Annotated in this window: 15 protein-coding genes; 9 read left to right on the forward strand and 6 right to left on the reverse strand. The window is 72.8% G+C overall.

Annotation, left to right across the window (positions count from 1 at the left end; all coding sequences use genetic code 11):
* From JNL41_RS13065 to pgl, 3 genes are all read right to left on the reverse strand, one after another.
* Nucleotides 1–824 (reverse strand): glucokinase (locus tag JNL41_RS13065; protein ID WP_293475594.1); only part of this gene is annotated, 824 nt, incomplete at its 3' end.
* On the reverse strand, nucleotides 824–2,644 hold the full coding sequence (gene edd, locus JNL41_RS13070; RefSeq protein WP_293475596.1) for a phosphogluconate dehydratase: 1,821 nt from the start codon (nucleotides 2,642–2,644) through the stop codon (nucleotides 824–826). The genes edd and JNL41_RS13065, both read right to left, overlap by 1 nt.
* 5 nt (nucleotides 2,645–2,649) lie before the next feature.
* Nucleotides 2,650–3,309 (reverse strand): 6-phosphogluconolactonase, encoded by a 660-nt coding sequence (pgl, locus tag JNL41_RS13075; RefSeq protein WP_293475598.1) that lies wholly within the window; start codon nucleotides 3,307–3,309, stop codon nucleotides 2,650–2,652.
* Nucleotides 3,310–3,470: 161 nt separating this feature from the next.
* Between pgl and JNL41_RS13080 the strand changes: the two genes are divergently transcribed.
* The 3 genes from JNL41_RS13080 (at nucleotide 3,471) to JNL41_RS13090 (ending at nucleotide 8,760) form a co-directional block, all read left to right on the forward strand.
* Entirely contained in the window at nucleotides 3,471–4,517 is a 1,047-nt protein-coding gene (locus JNL41_RS13080) for a glycosyltransferase family 4 protein (RefSeq protein ID WP_293475600.1), read from the forward strand.
* 10 nt (nucleotides 4,518–4,527) lie between these two features.
* Nucleotides 4,528–6,681, forward strand: coding sequence for an amylo-alpha-1,6-glucosidase (locus JNL41_RS13085; RefSeq protein WP_293475602.1), 2,154 nt, complete (start codon nucleotides 4,528–4,530; stop codon nucleotides 6,679–6,681).
* A 189-nt stretch (nucleotides 6,682–6,870) separates the two neighbouring features.
* A complete protein-coding gene (locus JNL41_RS13090) occupies nucleotides 6,871–8,760 on the forward strand; it encodes a glycoside hydrolase family 15 protein (RefSeq protein ID WP_293475604.1) in 1,890 nt (629 codons plus the stop codon).
* 31 nt (nucleotides 8,761–8,791) lie between these two features.
* Here the strand turns inward: JNL41_RS13090 and zwf are convergent, their stop codons facing one another.
* Entirely contained in the window at nucleotides 8,792–10,270 is a 1,479-nt protein-coding gene (gene zwf / locus JNL41_RS13095) for a glucose-6-phosphate dehydrogenase (RefSeq protein ID WP_293475606.1), read from the reverse strand.
* Between the two features lie 208 nt (nucleotides 10,271–10,478).
* On the opposite strand from zwf, the gene otsB reads away from it, so the two are divergent.
* Both otsB and JNL41_RS13105 read left to right on the forward strand, forming a co-directional pair.
* Nucleotides 10,479–11,210, forward strand: a complete 732-nt coding sequence (otsB, locus tag JNL41_RS13100) for a trehalose-phosphatase (protein ID WP_293475608.1) — start codon at nucleotides 10,479–10,481, stop codon at nucleotides 11,208–11,210.
* A gap of 48 nt (nucleotides 11,211–11,258) precedes the next feature.
* Nucleotides 11,259–12,665 carry a trehalose-6-phosphate synthase gene (locus JNL41_RS13105; protein WP_293475610.1) on the forward strand — a complete coding sequence of 469 codons (1,407 nt, stop codon included), beginning with the start codon at nucleotides 11,259–11,261 and terminating at the stop codon, nucleotides 12,663–12,665.
* Between the two features lie 16 nt (nucleotides 12,666–12,681).
* Here the strand turns inward: JNL41_RS13105 and JNL41_RS13110 are convergent, their stop codons facing one another.
* The gene (locus JNL41_RS13110) at nucleotides 12,682–12,975 is read right to left on the reverse strand and encodes a DUF1330 domain-containing protein (protein ID WP_293475612.1); all 294 of its coding nucleotides are present in this window, start codon (nucleotides 12,973–12,975) and stop codon (nucleotides 12,682–12,684) included.
* A gap of 136 nt (nucleotides 12,976–13,111) precedes the next feature.
* Here JNL41_RS13110 and JNL41_RS13115 point away from each other — a divergent pair, with 136 nt between their 5' ends.
* Nucleotides 13,112–14,620 (forward strand): carboxylesterase family protein, encoded by a 1,509-nt coding sequence (locus tag JNL41_RS13115; RefSeq protein WP_293475614.1) that lies wholly within the window; start codon nucleotides 13,112–13,114, stop codon nucleotides 14,618–14,620.
* Between the two features lie 6 nt (nucleotides 14,621–14,626).
* Here the strand turns inward: JNL41_RS13115 and JNL41_RS13120 are convergent, their stop codons facing one another.
* The gene (locus tag JNL41_RS13120) at nucleotides 14,627–16,078 is read right to left on the reverse strand and encodes a carboxylesterase family protein (RefSeq protein ID WP_293475616.1); all 1,452 of its coding nucleotides are present in this window, start codon (nucleotides 16,076–16,078) and stop codon (nucleotides 14,627–14,629) included.
* A gap of 133 nt (nucleotides 16,079–16,211) precedes the next feature.
* Between JNL41_RS13120 and JNL41_RS13125 the strand changes: the two genes are divergently transcribed.
* The 3 genes from JNL41_RS13125 to JNL41_RS13135 all read left to right on the forward strand — a co-directional run.
* The gene (locus JNL41_RS13125) at nucleotides 16,212–17,000 is read left to right on the forward strand and encodes a protein imuA (RefSeq protein WP_293475618.1); all 789 of its coding nucleotides are present in this window, start codon (nucleotides 16,212–16,214) and stop codon (nucleotides 16,998–17,000) included.
* A 130-nt stretch (nucleotides 17,001–17,130) separates the two neighbouring features.
* Nucleotides 17,131–18,567 carry a DUF6504 family protein gene (locus JNL41_RS13130; protein ID WP_293475622.1) on the forward strand — a complete coding sequence of 479 codons (1,437 nt, stop codon included), beginning with the start codon at nucleotides 17,131–17,133 and terminating at the stop codon, nucleotides 18,565–18,567.
* The coding region (locus JNL41_RS13135; RefSeq protein WP_293475620.1) for a PHP domain-containing protein at nucleotides 18,564–20,038 on the forward strand (1,475 nt) is incomplete at its 3' end. The genes JNL41_RS13130 and JNL41_RS13135, both read left to right, overlap by 4 nt.

Genomic DNA, 20,038 nt, shown 5'->3' on the forward strand with positions numbered 1-20,038 from the left:
TTCTCGGCGATGCGGGGCGCGATGCCGCCCGAGACGAACACCCCGCCGCGGGCCCCGAAGGTGAGCGCCAGGTCGCCCGCCACCGACCCCAGGATGCCGCCGAACCGGTCCAGCGTCGCCGCCGCCAGCGGATCGCCCACCAGCCCCTCGGTCGTCACCGCCACCTCGTCGGGCAGCACCGCGGCCACCCCCTGGTGCGCGGCCAGGGCGCAGTAGAGGTCGTAGAGGCCCTGGCCCGAGAGCAGGCGCTCGATCGAGACGCGGCCGTAGATGCCCGTGAGCCGCTCGAGCACCGCGACCTCGACGTCGTCGGTGGGCGCGAAGGCCGCGTGACCGCCTTCGGTGGCGATGGGGAGATCGCCCCGCTCGCTGCGCGCCAGGGCCGCGACGCCGAAGCCGGTGCCGGCGCCCAGCGCCACCATCGGGCAGTCGTGCGGGCCCCGGGGAAGGCTGGGACCCAGCGTGCGCAGGTCGGGCCCCTCCAGCAGCGGACAGGCCAGCGCCTGGGCCGCGAAGTCGTTGATGAGCTCGACCGCCTCGAACTCGAAGTGGGACAGGAGGTCGCCCTCGGAGACCACCCAGTCGAGGTTGGTGAACTCGATCTCGCCGTCGAGCACCGGCCCCGCCACCGCGATCACCGCCCGCGGCGGCCGCTTCCGGCCCACCGTGGTCTCGATGTACTCGGCCATGATGTCGGCGAGGGTCGGGTAGTCCTTGTTGGCGAAGCTGCGCGGGTTGCGGATGTGCCCCTGCGCGTCGACCACGGCGAAGCGGGCGTTGGTGCCGCCGACGTCGCCGACCAGTCCGACCCAGTGCGGCTTCATCAGGCGGCCTCGAAGAGCGCGCAGGCGCCGGTGTCGGCGGGACCGGCGGCGCGGCGCATCCAGCCGAACAGCTCGCGGCCGTAGCCCGGCTGCGAACGCGGCGCGACGGCGGCCTCGCGGGCCATCAGCTCACGCGGGTCGAGGCGGATGTCGAGCGTCCCGGCCTCGGCGTCGAGGCGGATCACGTCGCCGGTCCGCACGCGGGCGAGCGGGCCGCCGCCCGCGGCCTCGGGCGTGACGTGGATCGCGGCCGGCACCTTGCCGCTGGCGCCGCTCATGCGCCCGTCGGTGACCAGCGCCACCTTGAACCCCTTGTCCTGCAGGACGCCGAGCGTGGGCGTCAGCGAGTGCAGCTCGGGCATGCCGTTGGCGTGCGGGCCCTGGAAGCGGACGACGGCGATGAAGTCGCGACTGAGCTCCCCGCGCTTGTGGGCGGCCAGCAGCGCCTCCTGGTCCTCGAACACGATGGCGGGGGCCTCGACGGTCCGGTGCTCGGGCTTCACCGCCGAAGTCTTGATGACGCCGCGGCCCAGCGGCCCGGTGAGCAACCGCATCCCGCCCTCGGCCTCGAACGGATCGTCGGCGGGCCGCAGGATGTCGCGGTCCAGGCTGGCGGCGGGGCCGTCGCGCCAGACGAGGCGGCCGTCCTCCAGGAACGGCTCCTGCCGGTAGCGGCTCAGGCCCTTGCCGGCGACCGTCATGACGTCGTCGTGGACCAGGCCCGCGTCCAGCAGGGTGCGCGTGACGAAGCTCATGCCGCCGGCGGCGTGGAAGGCGTTCACGTCCTCGGAGCCGTTCGGATAGACCCGCGCGATCAGCGGCGTGACGTGGCTGAGGTCGTTCATGTCCTCCCAGGTCACCTGGATGCCGGCGGCGCGCGCCATGGCCAGGATGTGCAGCGTGTGGTTGGTCGACCCGCCTGTGGCGAGCAGGCCGGCGATGGCGTTGACCAGGCTCTTCTCGTCGATCACCGCCGAGAACGGGGTGTAGTCGTTGGACCCGTCGCGGATCTCGACCGCCCGCTTCGGCGCGGCGGCGGTCAGCGCGTCGCGGAGCGGCGTGTTGGGCTCGATGAAGGCCGCGCCCGGCAGGTGCAGGCCGGTCATCTCCATCATCATCTGGTTGGAGTTGGCGGTGCCGTAGAAGGTGCAGGTGCCGGGGCCGTGGTAGCTCTTCATCTCCGAGGTGAGGAGCTCCTCGCGCGTGGCCTTGCCCTCGGCGTAGAGGGCGCGGACGCGGGCCTTCTCGGCGTTGGAGATCCCGCTGGTCATCGGCCCGCCGGGCACGAAGATCACCGGCAGGTGGCCGAACGCCGCCGCGCCGATGAAGAGGCCGGGCACGATCTTGTCGCAGATGCCCAGCATCAGGGCCGCGTCGAAGGCGTCGTGGGTCAGGGCCACGGCGGTCGCCATGGCGATCACGTCGCGGCTGAACAGCGACAGCTCCATGCCGGGCCGCCCCTGCGTGACGCCGTCGCACATGGCGGGCACGCCGCCGGCGAACTGGGCCGTCGCCTTCGCCTCGTGCGCGGCCCGGCGGATGATGTCGGGGAAGCGCTCGTAGGGCTGATGGGCCGAGAGCATGTCGTTGTAGGCCGAGACGATGGCGACGTTCGGCGCCGTCGGGTCGCGCATCCGCTGCTTGTCGCCCTCGGGCGAGGCGGCGAAGGCGTGGGCCCAGTTGGCGCAGGAGAGCTTGCCACGGCCCGGCCCCGCGGCGCGGGCGGCGGCCATGTGCTCGAGATACTCCGCGCGGCTGTCCCTGCTGCGCGCGGCGATGCGCTGGGTGACCTCGGCGGTGACAGGATGCGTGGCGGCCATGGGCTTCAACCTCCGTCCGGGGTCCAGAAGATGCGCAGCGGCGTCCGCGACTGCGAGATCAGCCGGGCGACCGGCAGGTCCGCGCCGGCCTGCGCCCGGCGGACGACCTCGCGCTTAGCCTCCCCGGCGATCAGAAGGAAGACGGCGCGCGCGTTCGTGAGGGCGGAAAGCGTCAACGTGATGCGCGCCACCGGCGGCTTGCCGAGGCCCGCGGGCACGCTGTGCAGCAGGTCGGCGGTCGTCAGCGCGTCGGCCAGGCCCGGATCGCCCGGGATCAGCGAGGCGATGTGGCCGTCCTCGCCCATGCCCAGCATCACCGCGTCGAACGGCTGGATCGCCGCCAGCGCGGCCGGTTCGGCCGCGGGCCAGAGCGGCAGGACATGCGCCCGCCGCGCCGGCCCGCTCAGCAGCCGCTCGCGGAGCAGGCGGACGTTGGAGGCCGGATCGTCGGGATCGACGCAGCGCTCGTCCGACAGCGTCACCACCACCCGGCTCCAGTCGAGCGCGGCGTCCCTGAGCCGGTCGTACACGACGCCCGGGGACCGGCCGCCCGTACCCACCAGCCCGGCGCGGCCGTGCGTGCGCAGGCCCGCGACCAGCCGGGCCTCCACGGCATGCGCCGCCGCTTCGGCCAAGGCCTGCGGCGTGGGGTAGGTCTCGATCATGCGCGCCTCCTTAACGCGCATTTCCGCCCCGCGGCGCCCCGCGCCACAGCTTTTCGCGAAAGTCGTGGAACCGCGCGGGGTCCTGCGCAGTCTCAGTCCCGGAGCCAGGAGTCGACGCGTGATGGGGCGCGTCGCCCGTTGGACAGTGGTCGGAGTTCCCCATGCGTATCGCCCAGGTCGCCCCCTTGTACGAAGCCGTCCCGCCCCGCCTCTACGGCGGGACCGAGCGCGTCGTGGCCCATCTCACCGACGCCCTGGTCAGGCTGGGGCACGAGGTCACCCTCTTCGCCTCGGCCGAGGCCCAGACGCTGGGCCTGCTGGCGCCGGTGCGCGACCAGGCGATCCGGCTGGACCCCGCGCCGCTGAAGTCGGACCTGGCCGCCCACCTCTTCCAGCTCGCCGAGGTGCGCCGCCTCGCCGACCGGTTCGACGTGATCCACTTCCACACCGACATGATCCACTTCCCGATGTTCGAGGACATGGCGCAGAAGACACTGACGACCCTGCACGGGCGGCTGGATCTCAAGGACCTGCCGCCGGTCTACCGCCGCTGGCCGCAGTTCCCGCTGATCTCCATCAGCGACGACCAGCGCAAGCCGCTGGCCTTCGCGAGCTGGGCCGCCACCGTGCATCATGGCATGTGCCCGGACCTCTACGAATTCAGCCCGCGGAGCGAGGGCTACCTGGCCTTCCTCGGCCGCATCTCGCCGGAGAAGCGTCCGGACCGCGCCGTCGCCATCGCCGAGGCCGCCGGCCGGCCGCTGTGCATCGCCGCCAAGGTCGACGACGCCGACCGCGCCTATTTCGAGGACCGGATCGAGCCGCTGCTCGCCCGCCCGCACGTCAACTACGTCGGCGAGATCGGCGACCGCGAGAAGTCGGCCTTCCTGGGCGGCGCGGACGCCCTGCTCTTCCCCATCGACTGGCCCGAGCCGTTCGGCCTGGTGATGGTCGAGGCGATGGCCTGCGGGACGCCCGTGATCGCCTGGGACTGCGGCTCGGCGCCCGAGGTCGTGGAGCCCGGCCTGACCGGCTTCATCGTCCGCTCGGAGGCGGAGGCGACCGAGGCGGTCGCCCGGGCCCGCCTGTTGGACCGCCACGCCATCCGCGCGCGCTTCGAGGAGCGGTTCTCCTCGCTCACGATGGCGCGCCGCTATGTCGAGATCTACGAGCGCCTCAACGAGGAGCGCCTGACGGAGGCCGCGTGACGGACCGGCGATGAACGACCTCGCGCCGAGCCATACCACCCCCGTCGAGTGGGGCGAGATCGAGGAGCCGCGGGTTCCCCAGCGGCTCTTCGCGCTCAAGGACCGGGACACCTTCCTGGTCTGCGACAGCCATGGCGACATCGCCGGCGCCGCCGACGGGCTCTTCCAGGACGACACCCGCATCCTGTCGCGCTGGGAGCTGACGCTCGGCGAGCGCACGCCCACCCTGCTCTCGGGCGCGCTCAGCCAGGACAACGTCTACTTCACCAGCCACGGGCTGAACCGCGCCATCCCCGCGCCCGCCGGCCCGGTCATGCCGCCCGGCATCGTCCACCTGGAGCGCAAGCGGTTCCTCTGGGAGGAGCGGCTCTACGAGCGCCTGCGGCTCACGAACTACGCGACCGAGGCGATCGAGCTGCCGCTGGTCCTCAGCTACGCCGCCGACTTCCGCGACATGTTCGAGGTGCGCGGCGCGATCCGCCGGCGCCGCGGGATCGCCGACCCACCGGAGGTGGGCGAGCGCAGCGTGCGATTCCGCTACGAGGGCCTCGACCAGGTCGCGCGCACCAGCGTGGTCGCCTTCTCGGATACCGCCGCCTCGCTCGACGGACAGCGGGCCGGGTTCCGCGTCCGACTGGAGCCCGACGCGCGCTGGGAGCTCTACGTCGAGGTGGGCGCCACGGAAGCGGCGCGTCCGTCGCGGGAACGGTTCCGCGCGGCGGCGGCCCGCGCCCGGTTCGCCATGCGCGCCCGCCAGCGGATCGGCGCGCGGCTGACCACCAACGGGCGGCTCTTCAACGGCTGGATCGAGAAGTCGCGGGCCGACATCGCGCTTTTGACCACGCCCATGGAGACCGGACCCTATCCCTACGCGGGGATCCCCTGGTTTTCGACCGCGTTCGGCCGCGACGCCATCGTCACGGCCTGGCAGCTCCTGTGGTTCGAGCCCTCGCTGGCCAAGGGCGTGCTGAACTACCTCGCCGCGCACCAGGCGGCCGACACCTCGGCGTTCCGCGACTCCGAGCCCGGCAAGATCATGCACGAGACCCGGCGCGGCGAGATGGCGGCGCTCGGGGAGGTGCCGTTCGGCCGCTACTACGGCGGGGTCGACACCACGCCGCTGTTCGTGGCGCTGGCCGGCGCCTACGCGCAGCGCACCGGCGACGCCGTCCAGCTCGACCGCTGGTGGCCCGCGCTGGAGCGCGCGGCCGACTGGATCACGACGACGGCCGACCGCCACCCGCTGGGCCTGATCGCCTATGCGCGCGGCATGGACGGCGGGCTTTCGAACCAGGGCTGGAAGGACTCGGGCGATTCCATCTTCCACGCCGACGGCCGCTTCCCGGCAGGGCCGGTCGCCCTGGTCGAGGTGCAGGGCTACGCCTTCGCGGCCTACCGCACCATGGCCGCGCTCTGCGCCCGCCGCGGCGACAACGCGGCGGCCGAGGGCTGGAGTGCGCGGGCCCAGGCGCTGCGGGCCGTCGTCGAGGACAGGTTCTGGATGCCGCAGGAGGGGTTCTACGGCCTCGCCCTCGATGGCCGGAACGACCTCTGCCAGGTGGTGGCCTCGAACCCCGGGCACCTGCTCTTCACCGGGCTGCCGCGGGCCGAGCGGGCCGAGGCGGTGGCGCGGCGGCTGATGTCGGCCGACTTCTTCTCGGGCTGGGGGCTGCGCACGCTGGCCAACGACCAGGTCCGCTTCAATCCGATGAGCTACCACAACGGGTCGGTCTGGCCGCACGACACGGCGCTCGCGGCCCTGGGTCTCTCCTACTACGGCGAGCGACGCGGCGTGGTGAAGGTGACCGCCGCGATGTTCGAGGCGGCGATGCGGTTCGACATGCGCCTGCCCGAGCTCTGGTGCGGTTTCCCGCGCGCGGCGGGCGAGCCGCCGGTGGCCTATCCGGTCGCCTGCCTGCCGCAGGCCTGGGCGGCAGGCTCGGTGTTCATGCTGCTGCAGGCCTGCCTGGGCCTCCAGGTCCTGGGCGACAGCGGCGAGGTGGAGATCCGCGACCCGCAGCTTCCGCTGGGCATCGACCGCCTCAGCGTCGAGGGCCTGGAGGTCGGCGACGGCAGCATCGACCTCGTCTTCGAGCGGCAGGGCGCGCGGGTGGCGGTGCATTCCAACAGTCGCGGTCCGCGGCTGCGCGTGCGCTACAACTGACCGAATCCCCGTTCGAGCCGGCCCGATGACCTGCCTTGTCCCCTTTGAACGTCATGGCCCGGCTATGCCCCCGACCATGACGTCCAGGTGTAGACTGGCCCCGGTTCGGGAGCCGGAGGCCGTGCGCAGGCGTTTTGTCGGCGAGACGACTCCCGGGGCCGGTCGTCGTCATCCGACGCGGGAGATTCCTTGAGCCAGACCCTCGACCTGTTCCCCATCGGCAACTGCGCGGCGAGCGCGCTGATCGACCGGGCCGGCCGGTTCGTCTGGGCCTGCGCGCCGCGGGTGGACGGCGACCCGTTCTTCTCGGCGCTGCTCGGCGGCCAGGACCCCGGCGCGGCCGAGGCCTGCGGAGTCTGGTCCATCGAGGTCGAGGGTGCGGTCGAGACCATCCAGGCCTACCTGCGGAACACGCCAATCCTGCGCACCGAGATCCGCAACGCCGACGGGGCGGCCGTCGAGATCGTCGACTTCGCGCCGCGCTACCGCCACCTCGGCCGCCAGTATCGCCCCCTGGCCTTCGTGCGGATCGTCCGACCGCTCCGCGGCGCGCCGCGAATCCGCATCCGGCTGCGGCCGATGACGAACTACGGCGAGCGGCCGTGCGCGCAGACGATGGGCTCGAACCACATCCGCTACGTGGGCCACGACGTGACGCTGCGGCTCACCACCGACGCGCCGGTCAGCCATATCGCCGAGGAGCGGGCGTTCCGGCTGGAGGAATCGGTCAGCCTGTTCCTGGGACCCGACGAGGGCTTCGACTCCGAGGTCTCGACGGCCACCCTCGGCATGCTGCGCGAGACCACCGCCTACTGGCGGGGCTGGGTGCGGACGCTGTCGGTGCCGCTGGAGTGGCAGGAGGCGGTGATCCGTGCGGCCATCACGCTGAAGCTCTGCGCCTACGAGGAGACCGGCGCCATCGTGGCCGCGCTGACGACCTCGCTGCCCGAGCACGAGGCGGAGGGCGGGCGCGGCCGCAACTGGGACTACCGCTACTGCTGGCTGCGCGACGCCTACTACGTTGTGCAGGCCCTGAACCGCCTGGGCGCCGCGGACCTGCTGGAGAACTACCTCGTCTACCTGCGCAACCTGGTGGACCAGGCGACGCGCGGGGACATGACGGCGGGCGTGGACCCGTCGGCCCAGCGCGAGATCCCCGGCCTCGAACAGGCGCGGCCCGCGAACGGCAAGGCGGGGCACGTGCAGCCGGTCTACGGGGTCGGACTGGAGCCGGTGCTGACCGAATGGATCGCGCCGCACCTGCCCGGCTACCGCGGCATCGGCCCGGTGCGCGTCGGCAACCAGGCGCACGAGCACCTGCAGCACGACGTTTACGGCCAGATCATCCTGTCGAGCGTGCAGGCGTTCTTCGACGAGCGCCTGCTGCGGCCCGCGACGGCCGACGATTTCCGGGCGCTGGAGCCGATCGGCGAGCGGGCGTTCGAACTGCACGACAAGCCCGACGCCAGCCTCTGGGAATTCCGCGGCCGCGAGGCGGTGCATACCTATTCGTCGGTGATGTGCTGGGCGGCCTGCGACCGGCTGGGCAACGCCGCCGCGAAGCTCGGGCTCAGCGCGCGCGCCGACTACTGGAACGCCCGCGCCGAGCAGGTGCGCGGGACCATCGAGACGCGCGCCTGGAACGCCGAGGAGGGCCGCTTCGCCGCCACGTTCGAAGGAGACGGCCTGGACGCCAGCCTGCTGCAACTGGTGGACGTCCGCTTCCTCCCCGCGGACGACCCGCGGATGCAGGCGACGATGGCGGCGGTCGAGCATGGCCTGCGCCGCGGTCGCTACATGCTGCGCTACGCCATCCCGGACGACTTCGGACTGCCGAAGACCGCGTTCAACTTCTGCACGTTCTGGCTGATCGAGGCGCTGCACCTGTCGGGCCGCACCGGCGAGGCGCGCGACCTCTTCGAGGAGATGCTGGCGCGCCGCACCGCCGCCGGACTGCTGTCGGAGGACATCGCGCTCGACGGCGAGGAACTCTGGGGCAACTACCCGCAGACCTACTCTCTGGTCGGCCTCATCAACTGCGCCAGCCTGCTTTCGAAGAGCTGGCAGAGCATCCGGTGACCTGCCTTTCCCGCAGCGGGAGGGAGAGGGTCTAGCTGTTCCACTCGCGGCCGAAGCGCTCGATCAGCGCGAAGGCGCCCGATGGGCCCCAACTGCCGGCGGCGTAGGGCCTGGGGGCCAGGCTGGCCTCCGTCCAGGCGTCGGCGACGCCGTCGACCCAGCGCCAGGCTTCCTCCACCTCGTCGCGGCGGACGAAGAGGGTGGCGTCGCCGTGCAGCGCATCCACCAGCAGCCGCTCGTAGGCGATGCGGCGGCGCGAGCCGGGACCCTCGTAGGTCGACAGCAGCGACAGCGAGAGCGGCATCGACTGAAGCCGCATCCCGCCCTTCGTCAGGCCGGGCGCCTTGTTCATCAGGGTGAGCTTGATGTCCTCGTCCGGCTGCAGGTCGATAACCAGCTTGTTGGCCTCGAGATCGCCCAGCGAGGCGCTGCCGAAGATGGAATGCGGCACCGGCTTGAACTGGATGACGATCTGCGTGCGCTTCTCCGGCATCCGCTTGCCGGTGCGCAGGAAGAACGGCACGCCCGCCCAGCGCCAGTTGTCGATGTCGGCCCTGAGCGCGACGAAGGTCTCCGTGCCGCTCTTCCCGCCGCGCTCGCTCTCGTAGCCGGCGGCTTCCCTGCCCACGACCACGCCCGGCGTGTACTGCCCGCGCACCGACTTCTCCGTCGCGTCGGCGCGGCGGAAGCGGCGGAGCGAGCGCAGCACCTTGACCTTCTCGTTGCGCACCGAGTCCGGCTCCATGTCGGCCGGCGGCTCCATGGCGACGAGGCAGAGGAGTTGCAGCATGTGGTTCTGCAGCATGTCCCGCAGCGCACCATACTCGTCGTAGTAGGGCCAGCGGGCGCCGACGCCTTCGGTCTCGGCCACCGTGATCTGCACATGGTCGATGGAGAGCGAGTTCCACAGCGGCTCGAACAGGGTGTTGGCGAACCTGAGCGCGATCAGGTTCTGCACCGTCTCCTTGCCCAGGTAGTGGTCGATCCGGAACACCTGGCTCTCGTCGAACACGCCCGACAGCGCCGCGTTGATGGCGCGCGAGGTCTCCAGGTCCCGGCCGATCGGCTTCTCCAGCACGATGCGGCTGCCGGGCGTCGCCAGGCCTGCCGCGTCGAGCGCGCGGGCGACGCGGATGAAGAGGCTGGGCGAGATCGCCAGGAAGAACAGCGGAGCCGACGCGCCGTCGAGGGCGGCCGCGAGGCCGGCCAGGCCCTCGGCGCTGGTGGCGTCGGCGTGGACGTAGCCGAGCCGCGCCGAGAAGCGCGCCCAGACGTCCGCGTCGACCGGCTCCGCCTGCTCGTCCAGGGCCTGGCGGACGGTCTCGGCGAAGGCGTCGCGGCTGAGGTCGGCGCGGGCCGTCCCGATGATCCGCACGCCGGCGGGCAGGAAGCCGTCTGCGTCCAGGAAGTACAGCGACGGCAGCAGCATCCGGTGCGAGAGATCGCCGGTGGCGCCGAACAGCACGATCGCGTCGGCCTGGGACAAGTCAGCCTTGGACGGGACGGGCATCGCGGCTCCTTGACCCTGCGGGAACGCGGGAAAGAGCGCGTGCTCCGCCTCGGGTCAAGGCCCTGGCCCTTCATGAGACCGGACGCCCGGGACGGCGGTCCGCCGACGGCCCTCTGCGGCCTTCACAATCGAGCGAGGCCGGATCGTTTTGCTGCGCTGCGGTGTTGAGCATCGGGACGGATGGAGAGGGATGCCACTCGAGTCGCCAATGCTGAGCCTGCCCGCGCCGAAGCCCCTTCGGCTCGCCGATGCTGCGCTGTTCCTCGATCTGGACGGCACGCTCGCGCCGATCGCGGCGCGGCCCCAGGACGTGCGTCCGGATCACCGCCGCACGCGCCTGCTGGAACGGCTGCGCGACGGGCTGGGCGGCCGGCTCGCCGTCGTCAGCGGCCGCACGCTCGCCGACATCGACCGCATCCTGGAAGGCCGCGTGACCTGCGCCGCCGCCGTCCACGGCCTGGTCCGCCGCGAGTGTCACGGGGCGCTGCACGAGCCCGACCCGCACCCGGGCCTGTCCCGCGCCACGGCCGCGCTCCGCGCCTTCGCGGCCACCGACCCCGGCCTGCTCTTCGAGGACAAGGGGACGAGCGCCGCCATCCATTTCCGCCTGGCCCGGGCCCGGGCCGGAGAGGCGCGCCGCCTCGCCGGCAAGCTGGCCGCAGAGACCGGCCTCGTCGTGCAGGCGGGCGACATGGTCGAGGAGCTCCGCCCGCCCGGCCCCTCGAAGGGCGACTCCATCCGCGCCTTCATGGCGACGCCCGCCTTCCGCGGCGCCACGCCGGTCTTCGCCGGCGACGACGCCACCGACGAGCACGGCTTCGCCGAGGTCGCGCGCCTGGGCGGCTACGGCGTCCTGGTCGGCCGCCCGCGCGAGACGGAGGCCCGCTTCGGCCTGCGCAACGTCGAGGACGTGCTGGCCTGGCTGGAGGCGGCGCGATGACCCCCCTTCGCCAGAGGCCTTCACGGCTCCGGAAGGGCGCGACGTAGGATGACGCAGCGCCTCATCGTCGTCTCCAACCGCGTGAACCCGCCCGCCGGCGAGGGCGAGGAGAGCGTGGGCGGGCTGGCCATGGCGCTGGCGGCGGCGCTCAAGGCCTATTCCGGCGTCTGGTTCGGCTGGTCAGGCCAGACGACGCCCGAATTCACCGGCGAACTCAATGTGCAGGAGGTGGGCGGGGTCACCGCCGCCACGGTCGACCTCGAGTCGATCGACGTCGACGAGTACTATACCGGCTACGCCAACAAGACTCTCTGGCCGCTGTTCCACTACCGCACCGACCTGGCCGCCTTCGACCGGGCGTTCGGCGAAGGCTACCGGCGCGTGAACCGCCGCTTCGCCGAGACGCTGAGGCCGCTGATCCGGCCCGACGACCTGATCTGGGCGCACGACTACCACCTGATCCCGCTGGCCCGCGAACTGCGGGCGCTGGGGGTCAAGAACCGGATCGGCTTCTTCCTGCATGTGCCCTGGCCGGCGCACCAGGTGATGATCAACCTGCCCCGCCACCGCCAGCTCGTGGAGGCGATGTTCGACTACGACCTCGTCGGCTTCCAGACCGCCGAGTACCAGCAGGCGTTCGAGGAATACGTGCTGAACGAGGCCCAGGGCGTGACGCTGCCGGGCGGCGGCCTGCGCGCATTCGGCCGGCTGCTGGAAGTGGGCCACTTCCCGATCGGCCTCGACGCCGCCGACTTCGCGCGGATGACGAAGACCAGCCGCGCGCGCCGCATGCGCGACCTGATGACCGCCTGCACGGTCTTCCGCCACCTGATCGTGGGCGTGGACCGGCTGGACTACTCCAAGGGCCTGGAGGAACGCTTCCTCGGCTTCGAGACCTTCCTGACCCAGAACCCGGACCTGCGCCGCGAGGTCCTGATGCTGCAGATCGCGCCGCCGTCGCGGGAGTCCGTCGAGGCCTACCAGGAGATCCGCGGCCGGCTCGACGCACTCTCGGGCCGCATCAACGGCGAGTTCGCCGACGTCGACTGGGCGCCGTTCCGGTGGGTGAACCGCAACTATCGCCGCGACGAGCTGGCCGGCATCTACGGCGCGGCCCGCGTGGGGCTGGTGACGCCGCTCCGCGACGGCATGAACCTCGTCGCCAAGGAGTACGTGGCCGCCCAGGACCCCGCGGACCCCGGCGTGCTGATCCTGTCGCGTTTCGCCGGCGCGGCGCGGCAGATGGGCGACGCCCTGCTGGTCAACCCGCACAGCCCCGAGGAGATCGCCGACGCGCTCGAGCGCGCGCTCGCCATGGAGAAGGCCGAGCGCATCCGGCGCTGGCGCGCGCTTGCCGAGACCGTCGCCAACGAGGACGTCACCGGCTGGCGCGACAATTTCGTCGCCGCGCTCGCCGGCAAGGGCGCGCTGCGTCCGGCCGCCCTGGCGACCTGACCCGGCAGGCGGCCGCTCAACCGTCGTGCCCGTCCACGATGTAGACGCGGCTGGTCGAGGTGGCCTCGCGGATCGGGAGGATGGCGAGGTACTCGGGCGAGTTGCGCCACGCCCGCGCCGCCTCGCGGCTTTCGAAGCGCAGCACCACGAGCCTGTGCGGCGGCTGCGGCCCGTCCACGCGCTCGGGGGCGCCGCCGCGGATCACGTATTGCCCGCCATACCTGGCCAGGATCGCCGGCACCTGGTCGGCGTAGGTCTGGAACCGCTCGGGCTCGGTGACGACGATCTCGTTGATGACGTAGGCGGCCATGCGGCGACGCTAGCGCCGCGGCCGGCGGCGCGCCATCCGCCATTCCGGGCCCCACCAGCCGACACAATCGGGAAACAGCCGGGCGCTAGTCAGGCCGGAATTCGGATCGCCAATCCGAGGAAAGCCGGGGGAAGCCATGATCGTCCGCTCGCTCGCCGCGGCCGTCCTGTCGTTCGGCCTGCTGGCCGCGCCGGCCCTCGCCCAGGCTCCGGGCGGCTACCAGCCGCCGGCCGCGGCGCCGGCGGGGACGACCGCGACGCTGAAGACCGGCCAGGGCGTGCTCCAGGGCTCGCGCGCGGACGGCGTCGACTACTTCTACGCCATCCCCTTCGCGCCGGCGCCCGTCGGCGACCTGCGCTGGCGACCGCCCGGCGCACCGCCGTCCTGGACCGGCGAGCGCGACGCCACGAAGGCCCCGCCGAGCTGCCAGTCGAACGAGGACTGCCTCTACCTGAACGTCGTGCGCCCGGCGAACGCGAAGCGCGGCGCGAAGCTGCCCGTCATCGTCTGGATCCACGGCAGCGCCTTCCGCGTCGGCCAGGCCATCGGCGCGTTCGGCGCCGACACCGAGGGGACCGAGTTCGCGAAGAAGGGCGTCATCGTCGTCGGCGTGAACCACCGCCTGGGCCGCGCCGGCTGGTTCGCCCACCCGGCGCTCAGCCGGGAGCCGGGTCTCACCGCCAACTACGGCAACATGGACCAGATCGCCGGCCTGAAGTGGGTGAAGGCCAACATCGCCGCGTTCGGCGGCGATCCGCGCAAGGTGACGGCGGTGGGCGAAAGCGCCGGGGCCATGGGCATCCTCAACATGATGATCTCGCCCGAGGCGAAGGGGCTGTTCCAGCGGGCCGTCGTCGAGTCGGGCTTCGCGCGCACCGCGCCGACGCCCCTCGCCGACGCCGAGGCGACCGGCGTGCGGCTGGCCGAGGCCGCCGGGGTCAAGGGTGACGGGCCCGAGGCGGCCGCGGCGCTGCGCAAGCTGCCGCTCAGCGCGCTGGGCGGCGCCGGGCGCATCGGCGCGCCGGGCGGGCCGTTCCCGGTGATGGACGGCAAGCTCTACGTCGAAACCGTGATCCAGGGCTTCGCCGCCGGCCACGAGGCGAGGATCCCGCTCATCATCGGCGGCAATTCGCACGAGGCCAGCCTCGTGCGCCCGACCGCGGCGATGCTGGAGGCCCAGCCCGCCGAGCGGCAGGCGGCGCTGACGAAGGTGTTCGGCGACGAAAAGGGCAAGGCGATCAACGACTTCGTCACCGTCCAGTCGATCACCGAGCCCGACCGCGCCATCGCCCGGCTGCACGCGAGGAACGGCGCCCCGATGTGGCTCTACTACTTCAGCTACGTCCCGGCGGCGGAGACGGCGCGCAAACCCTATGGCGCGGCCCACGTCGACGAGGTGCGCTTCGTGTTCGGCCAGCCGCGGGCGTCGTTCGCGGCGGAAGACCTGCCGCTCTCCGACGCCATGAACCGGTACTGGACCAACTTCGCCAGGACCGGCGCGCCCGGCGCGGTCGGCGGCGTGGTCTGGCCGAGGTTCGACGCCGCGAAGGAGGCCCAGATCGAGTTCGGCGCCGACGGGCCGAAGGTCCGCGAGCACCTGCTGAAAGACTGGCGCGACTTCGTCGAGGCCGCCGCCGCGAAGTAGCCGCGGTCAGCGCGCCAGCTTCGCCTCGCGTCCCTGGGCGTCGAGCTGCGGCTTGCGGAAGCCCTCGCGCACGCCGCCGGGCGAGCCGAACTCCAGCAGGCGGTCGGTCTCCGCATCGTAGGCCGGCCACTCGGCGCAGGGGCGGCCGGTCCTGGCGAAGTCGACCCAGCAGCCGTGCATGCGGGTCGCCATGGCGCGGTCCTCGTCGCTGACCGCGCTCATCGGCGTGCGCCGGCCCCAGTATTCGAAGACGTACTGGATCTCCGCCGCGTGGGCCGCGCGCGTCATGCCCGACGGGCGGAAGCGGCTGCCGATGTAGGAGAAGTGGTAGAGGTACGAGGGACGGCCCGTGGCCGCGCGGCCGGCGATCCAGCGGGCGGGCGCGCCGAACACGCGGTCGGTGAAGCGGTCGCGCTCGTCGTCGGTCCTGAGCTGCTCGCCGGGGCCAAGCAGGCCGCCGAACGCGACGGCGTCCTCGCCCGAGTTCCAGCCGACGACCAGCGGCACGTCGATGGCCCGCCCGCGCCCGAACGCCTGGGCGGGACTGAGCGTCATCAGCCTGCCATCCTGGAACGGGCCGTAGTCGCCGGCGAGCGGGACCAGCTTCTCGAACGGGATCTCGCGCAGTTGCGCCGCGGTGGCGTTCGCCGGGGCGCCCGCCTTGGCCAGCGCCTCGGCGCCGGCGGTCTCCATCGTCGCGAGCGACCGCGGCGGCGACCAGCCGCCGCCGGACTGCACGATCGCGCCCTTGAAGAGGCCCCGGGCGCCCGGCGTCGCCAGCAGCGCCAGTACGCTGGCGCCGCCCGCGCTCTCGCCGAAGACCGTGACGTTCTGCGGATCGCCCCCGAAGGCGGCGATGTTCCGCTGCACCCACTTCAGCGCCGCGATCTGGTCCATCAGGCCGAAGTTTCCGGTGGGCTCCGCGCCGGCGGCCTTCGTCAGCGCCGGATGCGCCAGATAGCCCAGCGCGCCCAGCCGGTAGTTGACCGAGACCAGCACCACCCCGTCGCGGGCGAAATTCTGGCCGTCGTAGACCCAGCCCGCGCCGACCCGGTGGCCGCCGCCGTGGATCCACACCATGACGGGCGCCTTCCTCACGGTCCCCTCTTTGGAGATGCGGGGCGCGAAGACGTAGAGCTGCAGGCAGTCCTCGGAGACGGGCCCGTTGGCGCCGCCGAAGGCGTTGGGCGAGCCGTCGGCGTTCATCGGCTGCGGGCATGAGGGGCCGTTCTTCGTGGCGTCGCGCGTTCCCGGCCAGCTCTTCGGCGGCTGCGGCGGCCGCCAGCGCAGCGCGCCCACCGGTGCGGCGGCATAGGGCACGGCGCGGAAGATGTTCGCCCGCTCGGTCGCCTCGCCGGTGACGACGCCGGATTGCGTCTTCGCCGTCGGGGCCTGGGCCCACGCCGCGCCGCCCGCCGCCAGCCAGAACACCGCCGCCAACCCCGCGAGCTTCCGCATGACGCCTCCCGTGACCTGCCCCGGAACTAGGCCTGTTTTGCGCGCAGGCGGCAACGGCAGTCCTTCGGACGAGGCCTTGACTCCGACGGTCTCAGGACTAGAACAAAGTCGGAACAAAAGGAGTCCCGAAGCCATGTCCGAATCTCGCGGCAGGCTGGCCGCGATACGGGCGAAGATCGCGGCGCTGGAGGCCGGCGGGCGGCCGGACGCGGGCGTGCTGCCCTTCGGCGACGAGGGGCTGGACGGACGGCTGCCAGGCGGCGGGCTGGCGCTCGGGCGCTGGCACGAGATCGTGGGCGTGGGGCTGGAGGCCGAGACCGGCGCCGCGCCCGCGGCGTTCGCGGCGCTGGTGGCCGCGCCGCTGGCCCGCAGGGGCGAAGCCGTCTGGGTGCTGCGCCGCGACGACCTGTGGGCGCCGGGACTGGCAGGGCTGGGCTTCCCGCCCGAGCGGCTGATCCAGGTCTGCGCCCGCGACGAGGCCGAGGCGCTGGCGGTGATGGAGGACGCGCTCTCGACCGCGGGCGTCGCGGCGGTGTTCGGCGAAGTCGAGGCGGTGGACCTCACCGCGGGACGCAGGCTGCAACTCGCCTGCGAGCGGCGCGGGACGACCGGGTTCGTGATCAAGCGTCGGCCGTTCGGCGGAGCCGGCAAGGCCGAGGCGGCCGGTTCGGTGACCGCCAGCCGCTGGCGGGTGAAGTCGGCGCCGTCCGAGCCGGCGGCCTCCGACGCGTTCGGGCTGGGCGCGCCGCGCTTCGAGGTGGCGCTGGAGCGCTGCCGCGGCGGGCGGACCGGCGCATGGATCCTCGAGGCCGTTGCGGCCTATTCCTGGGAGGCGGCCGATGTCGCGCATCCTCTGCGCCTGGTCGCCGACCTGGGCGATCGCGAACTGGCGCCGGCGAGCGAGCGCCGCAGAGCGGCGTGAGCGTTCCTCCCCCGCTCCAGCGGGGGAGGTGTCGGCGAAGCCGACGAAAGGGGCCCCGACGAAGGCGGGGCCGCAGACCGCCGACGCGCCGCAGCCTGACGCGCCGGCTACGCCACGGCCGCCGTTCGCGCTGATCGAGACGGTGAAGCAGGCGCGCCGGCTGGCGGCAGTGTCGCACGAGGCCGCGGCGCTGGGGCTCTATGCGGGGCAGAAGGCGACCGACGCGGCGGCCCTCGTGCCCGAACTGCAGGTCGTCGACGCCGAGCCCGAGGCCGACGCCGAGGCGCTCAAGGCCCTGGTCGACTGGTGCGTGCGCTTCTCGCCGGCGGTGGCGGCCGATGCGCCGGACGGCCTCTTCCTCGACATCTCGGGCGTGTCGCACCTCTGGGGCGGCGAAGCCGGGATGCTGGCCGACTTCCGCGCCCGCCTGCGGGACAACGGCCTGGCTTTCCGGCTCGCCATCGCCGACACGCCGGGCGCCGCCTGGGCCCTGGCGCACTACGGACAGGACGGGGTCATCGCACCGCCGAACGGACAGGGCGAGTTCCTGAAGCCCCTGCCGCCGCAGGCGCTGCGGCTGGGCGCGGAGGCGGCGGCCCAGATCCAGCGGCTGGGCCTGCGCCGCGTGGGCCAGCTCATGGAGATCGCCCGCGCGCCGCTGGGCCGCCGGTTCGGGCAGGCGACGCTCACGCGGCTGGACCAGGCCCTGGGCCGCAGCGCCGAGGCCCTCGCCTTCCGCCGTCCGGCCACGCCCTGGACCGCGCGGCTGGCCTTCTTTGAGCCGATCAGCGCGCCCGAGGACATGGAACGCGTCACCCAGGACGTCGCCGCCAAGCTCTGCGCGCGGCTGGAGCGGGAGGGGCGCGGCGGCCGGCGTTTCGAGATCGCCTTCCACCGCGTGGACGGACGCTCGCCCAGCCTCGCCATCGGCCTGTCGCTGGCCGGCCGCGACGCCCGGCGGATCGCACGGCTCTTCCAGCCGAAGCTGGAGACCGTCGATCCGGGCTTCGGTATCGAGTCGGTGACGATCTGCGCCTACGCCGTCGAGGCCGTCTCGGGACGCCAGGAGCGCCTCGACGCGGGGCAGGACCCGGCGGTGGAGGACGGCCTGGCCCCGCTGGTCGATCGGCTGGTCAACCGCCTCGGCCCCACCCGTGTCTTCCGCGCCCGCCCGCGCGAGAGCCACGTGCCCGAACTCGCGGTCGGCCGCGACCTGCCGCTGGAAAAGCCCGCGCAGGAGGTCCAGCCGTGGGACCGCGAGACGCCGCGGCCGGTTCGCCTCTTCCGCCAGCCCGAGCCGCTGGAGGCGGTGATCGCGCTCACCCCCGACGACCCGCCCAACCAGTTCCGCTGGCGCGGCCGCGTGCATCGCGTGCGCCGCGCCGAAGGGCCCGAGCGCATCGCCCAGGAGTGGTGGAAGCAGGACATCGCCGACGTCTCGGTCCGCCACGTGCGCGACTACTACCGCGTGGAAGACGCCGACGGCGGCCGCTTCTGGCTGTTCCGTTCGGGCCTCTACCAGGGCGGCGAGCCGGCGAAATGGTGGCTCCACGGGCTGTTCCCATGAGCGTCCGCTACGCCGAGCTGCAGGCCACCACCAACTTCTCGTTCCTCCAGGGAGCCTCGCACCCGTGGGAGCTGGTGGCCGGCGCGGAGGCGCTGGGTATCGAGGCGGTCGGGATCTGCGACCGCAACAGCCTCGCAGGCGTGGTGCGGGCGTGGCGCCAGCAGCAGGACCTCGTCAAGCAGGGCTCCAGGGTCCGCGCGCTGACGGGCTGCCGCCTGGAGTTCGCCGACGGGACGCCCAGCCTCCTGGTCTATCCCTCCGACCGCGAGGCCTACGGGCGGCTCACCCGCCTGCTCACCGCCGGCCAGATGCGCTCGGAGAAGGGCGAGTGCGAGCTGCACTGGGAGGACTTCGCCCGCGAGGCCGAGGGCCAGCTCGTGCTGGTGCTCCCGCCCGAGCGGGTCGACGAGGCGTTCGAGGGGGACCTGCGGCGCATCGTCCACGAATTACCCGACGTCTGGCTGGCGGCCACCCGCCGCTACGGCGCCCGCGACCTGCAGCGGCTCTCGCGCCTGGCCGCGCTGGCCGAGCGCAGCGGCGCGCCGATGGTGGCCACCAACGACGTGCTCTACCACGGGCCCGAACGGCGGGCGCTGCAGGACGTGCTCACCTGCATCCGCGAGACCTGCGCCATCCACGAGGCGGGGCTCATCCTCGCCGCCAACGCCGAGCGTCACCTGAAGCCGCCCGCAGAGATGGCGCGCCTGTTCGCGAAGTTCCCGGGCGCGGTCGAGCGCAGCGCCGAGATCGCCGAGCGGATTCGGTTCGACCTCTCCCAGCTCCGCTACGAATATCCCGACGAGCCGGTGCCGCCCGGCAAGACGGCGATCCAGCATCTGCGCGACCTCTCCTGGACCGGAGCCGAATGGCGCTATCCGGGCGGCGTGCCGGAAAAGGTGCGCAAGGTCGTCGCCCACGAGCTCGACCTCATCGAGAAGCTCGACTACCCGAACTACTTCCTGACCGTGCATGACATCGTCGCCTGGGCGCGCGACCAGGACATCCTCTGCCAGGGCCGTGGCTCGGCGGCCAACTCCTGCGTCTGCTTCTGCCTGGGCATCACCTCGGTCGACCCCACCAAGCCCGACCAGGATCTGCTCTTCTCGCGCTTCATCTCCGAGAACCGGGGCGAGCCGCCCGACATCGACGTCGACTTCGAGCACGAGCGGCGCGAGGAGGTGATGCAGTACGTCTACCGCCGCTATGGCCGCCACCGCGCCGCCATCGTGGCGACCGTGATCCACTACCGCCCGCGCATGGCGATCCGCCAGGTCGGCAAGGCGCTGGGGCTGACCGAGGACATCACCGCCGCGCTCGCCGGGACCGTCTGGGGCAGCTATGGCGACGGCGTACCCGACGAGCATATCCGCCAGGTGGGGCTGGACCCCGACGCGCCCGGGATCCGCCGCGCCACGGCGCTGGCCCAGGAGCTGATCGGCTTCCCGCGCCACCTGTCACAGCACGTGGGCGG

It is taken from the genome of Phenylobacterium sp. (genome assembly GCF_016793285.1).
Classification (GTDB): Bacteria; Pseudomonadota; Alphaproteobacteria; order Caulobacterales; family Caulobacteraceae; genus Phenylobacterium.

Excerpts from the sequence above, each read along its gene's own strand:
- edd (WP_293475596.1), bottom strand. The coding sequence starts at position 2,644 with ATGGCCGCCACGCATCCTGTCACCGCCGAGGTCACCCAGCGCATCGCC.
- pgl (WP_293475598.1), bottom strand. The coding sequence starts at position 3,309 with ATGATCGAGACCTACCCCACGCCGCAGGCCTTGGCCGAAGCGGCGGCG.
- JNL41_RS13080 (WP_293475600.1), top strand. The coding sequence starts at position 3,471 with ATGCGTATCGCCCAGGTCGCCCCCTTGTACGAAGCCGTCCCGCCCCGC.
- JNL41_RS13085 (WP_293475602.1), top strand. The coding sequence starts at position 4,528 with ATGAACGACCTCGCGCCGAGCCATACCACCCCCGTCGAGTGGGGCGAG.
- zwf (WP_293475606.1), bottom strand. The coding sequence starts at position 10,270 with ATGCCCGTCCCGTCCAAGGCTGACTTGTCCCAGGCCGACGCGATCGTG.
- otsB (WP_293475608.1), top strand. The coding sequence starts at position 10,479 with ATGCTGAGCCTGCCCGCGCCGAAGCCCCTTCGGCTCGCCGATGCTGCG.
- JNL41_RS13105 (WP_293475610.1), top strand. The coding sequence starts at position 11,259 with ATGACGCAGCGCCTCATCGTCGTCTCCAACCGCGTGAACCCGCCCGCC.
- JNL41_RS13110 (WP_293475612.1), bottom strand. The coding sequence starts at position 12,975 with ATGGCCGCCTACGTCATCAACGAGATCGTCGTCACCGAGCCCGAGCGG.
- JNL41_RS13115 (WP_293475614.1), top strand. The coding sequence starts at position 13,112 with ATGATCGTCCGCTCGCTCGCCGCGGCCGTCCTGTCGTTCGGCCTGCTG.
- JNL41_RS13120 (WP_293475616.1), bottom strand. The coding sequence starts at position 16,078 with ATGCGGAAGCTCGCGGGGTTGGCGGCGGTGTTCTGGCTGGCGGCGGGC.
- JNL41_RS13125 (WP_293475618.1), top strand. The coding sequence starts at position 16,212 with ATGTCCGAATCTCGCGGCAGGCTGGCCGCGATACGGGCGAAGATCGCG.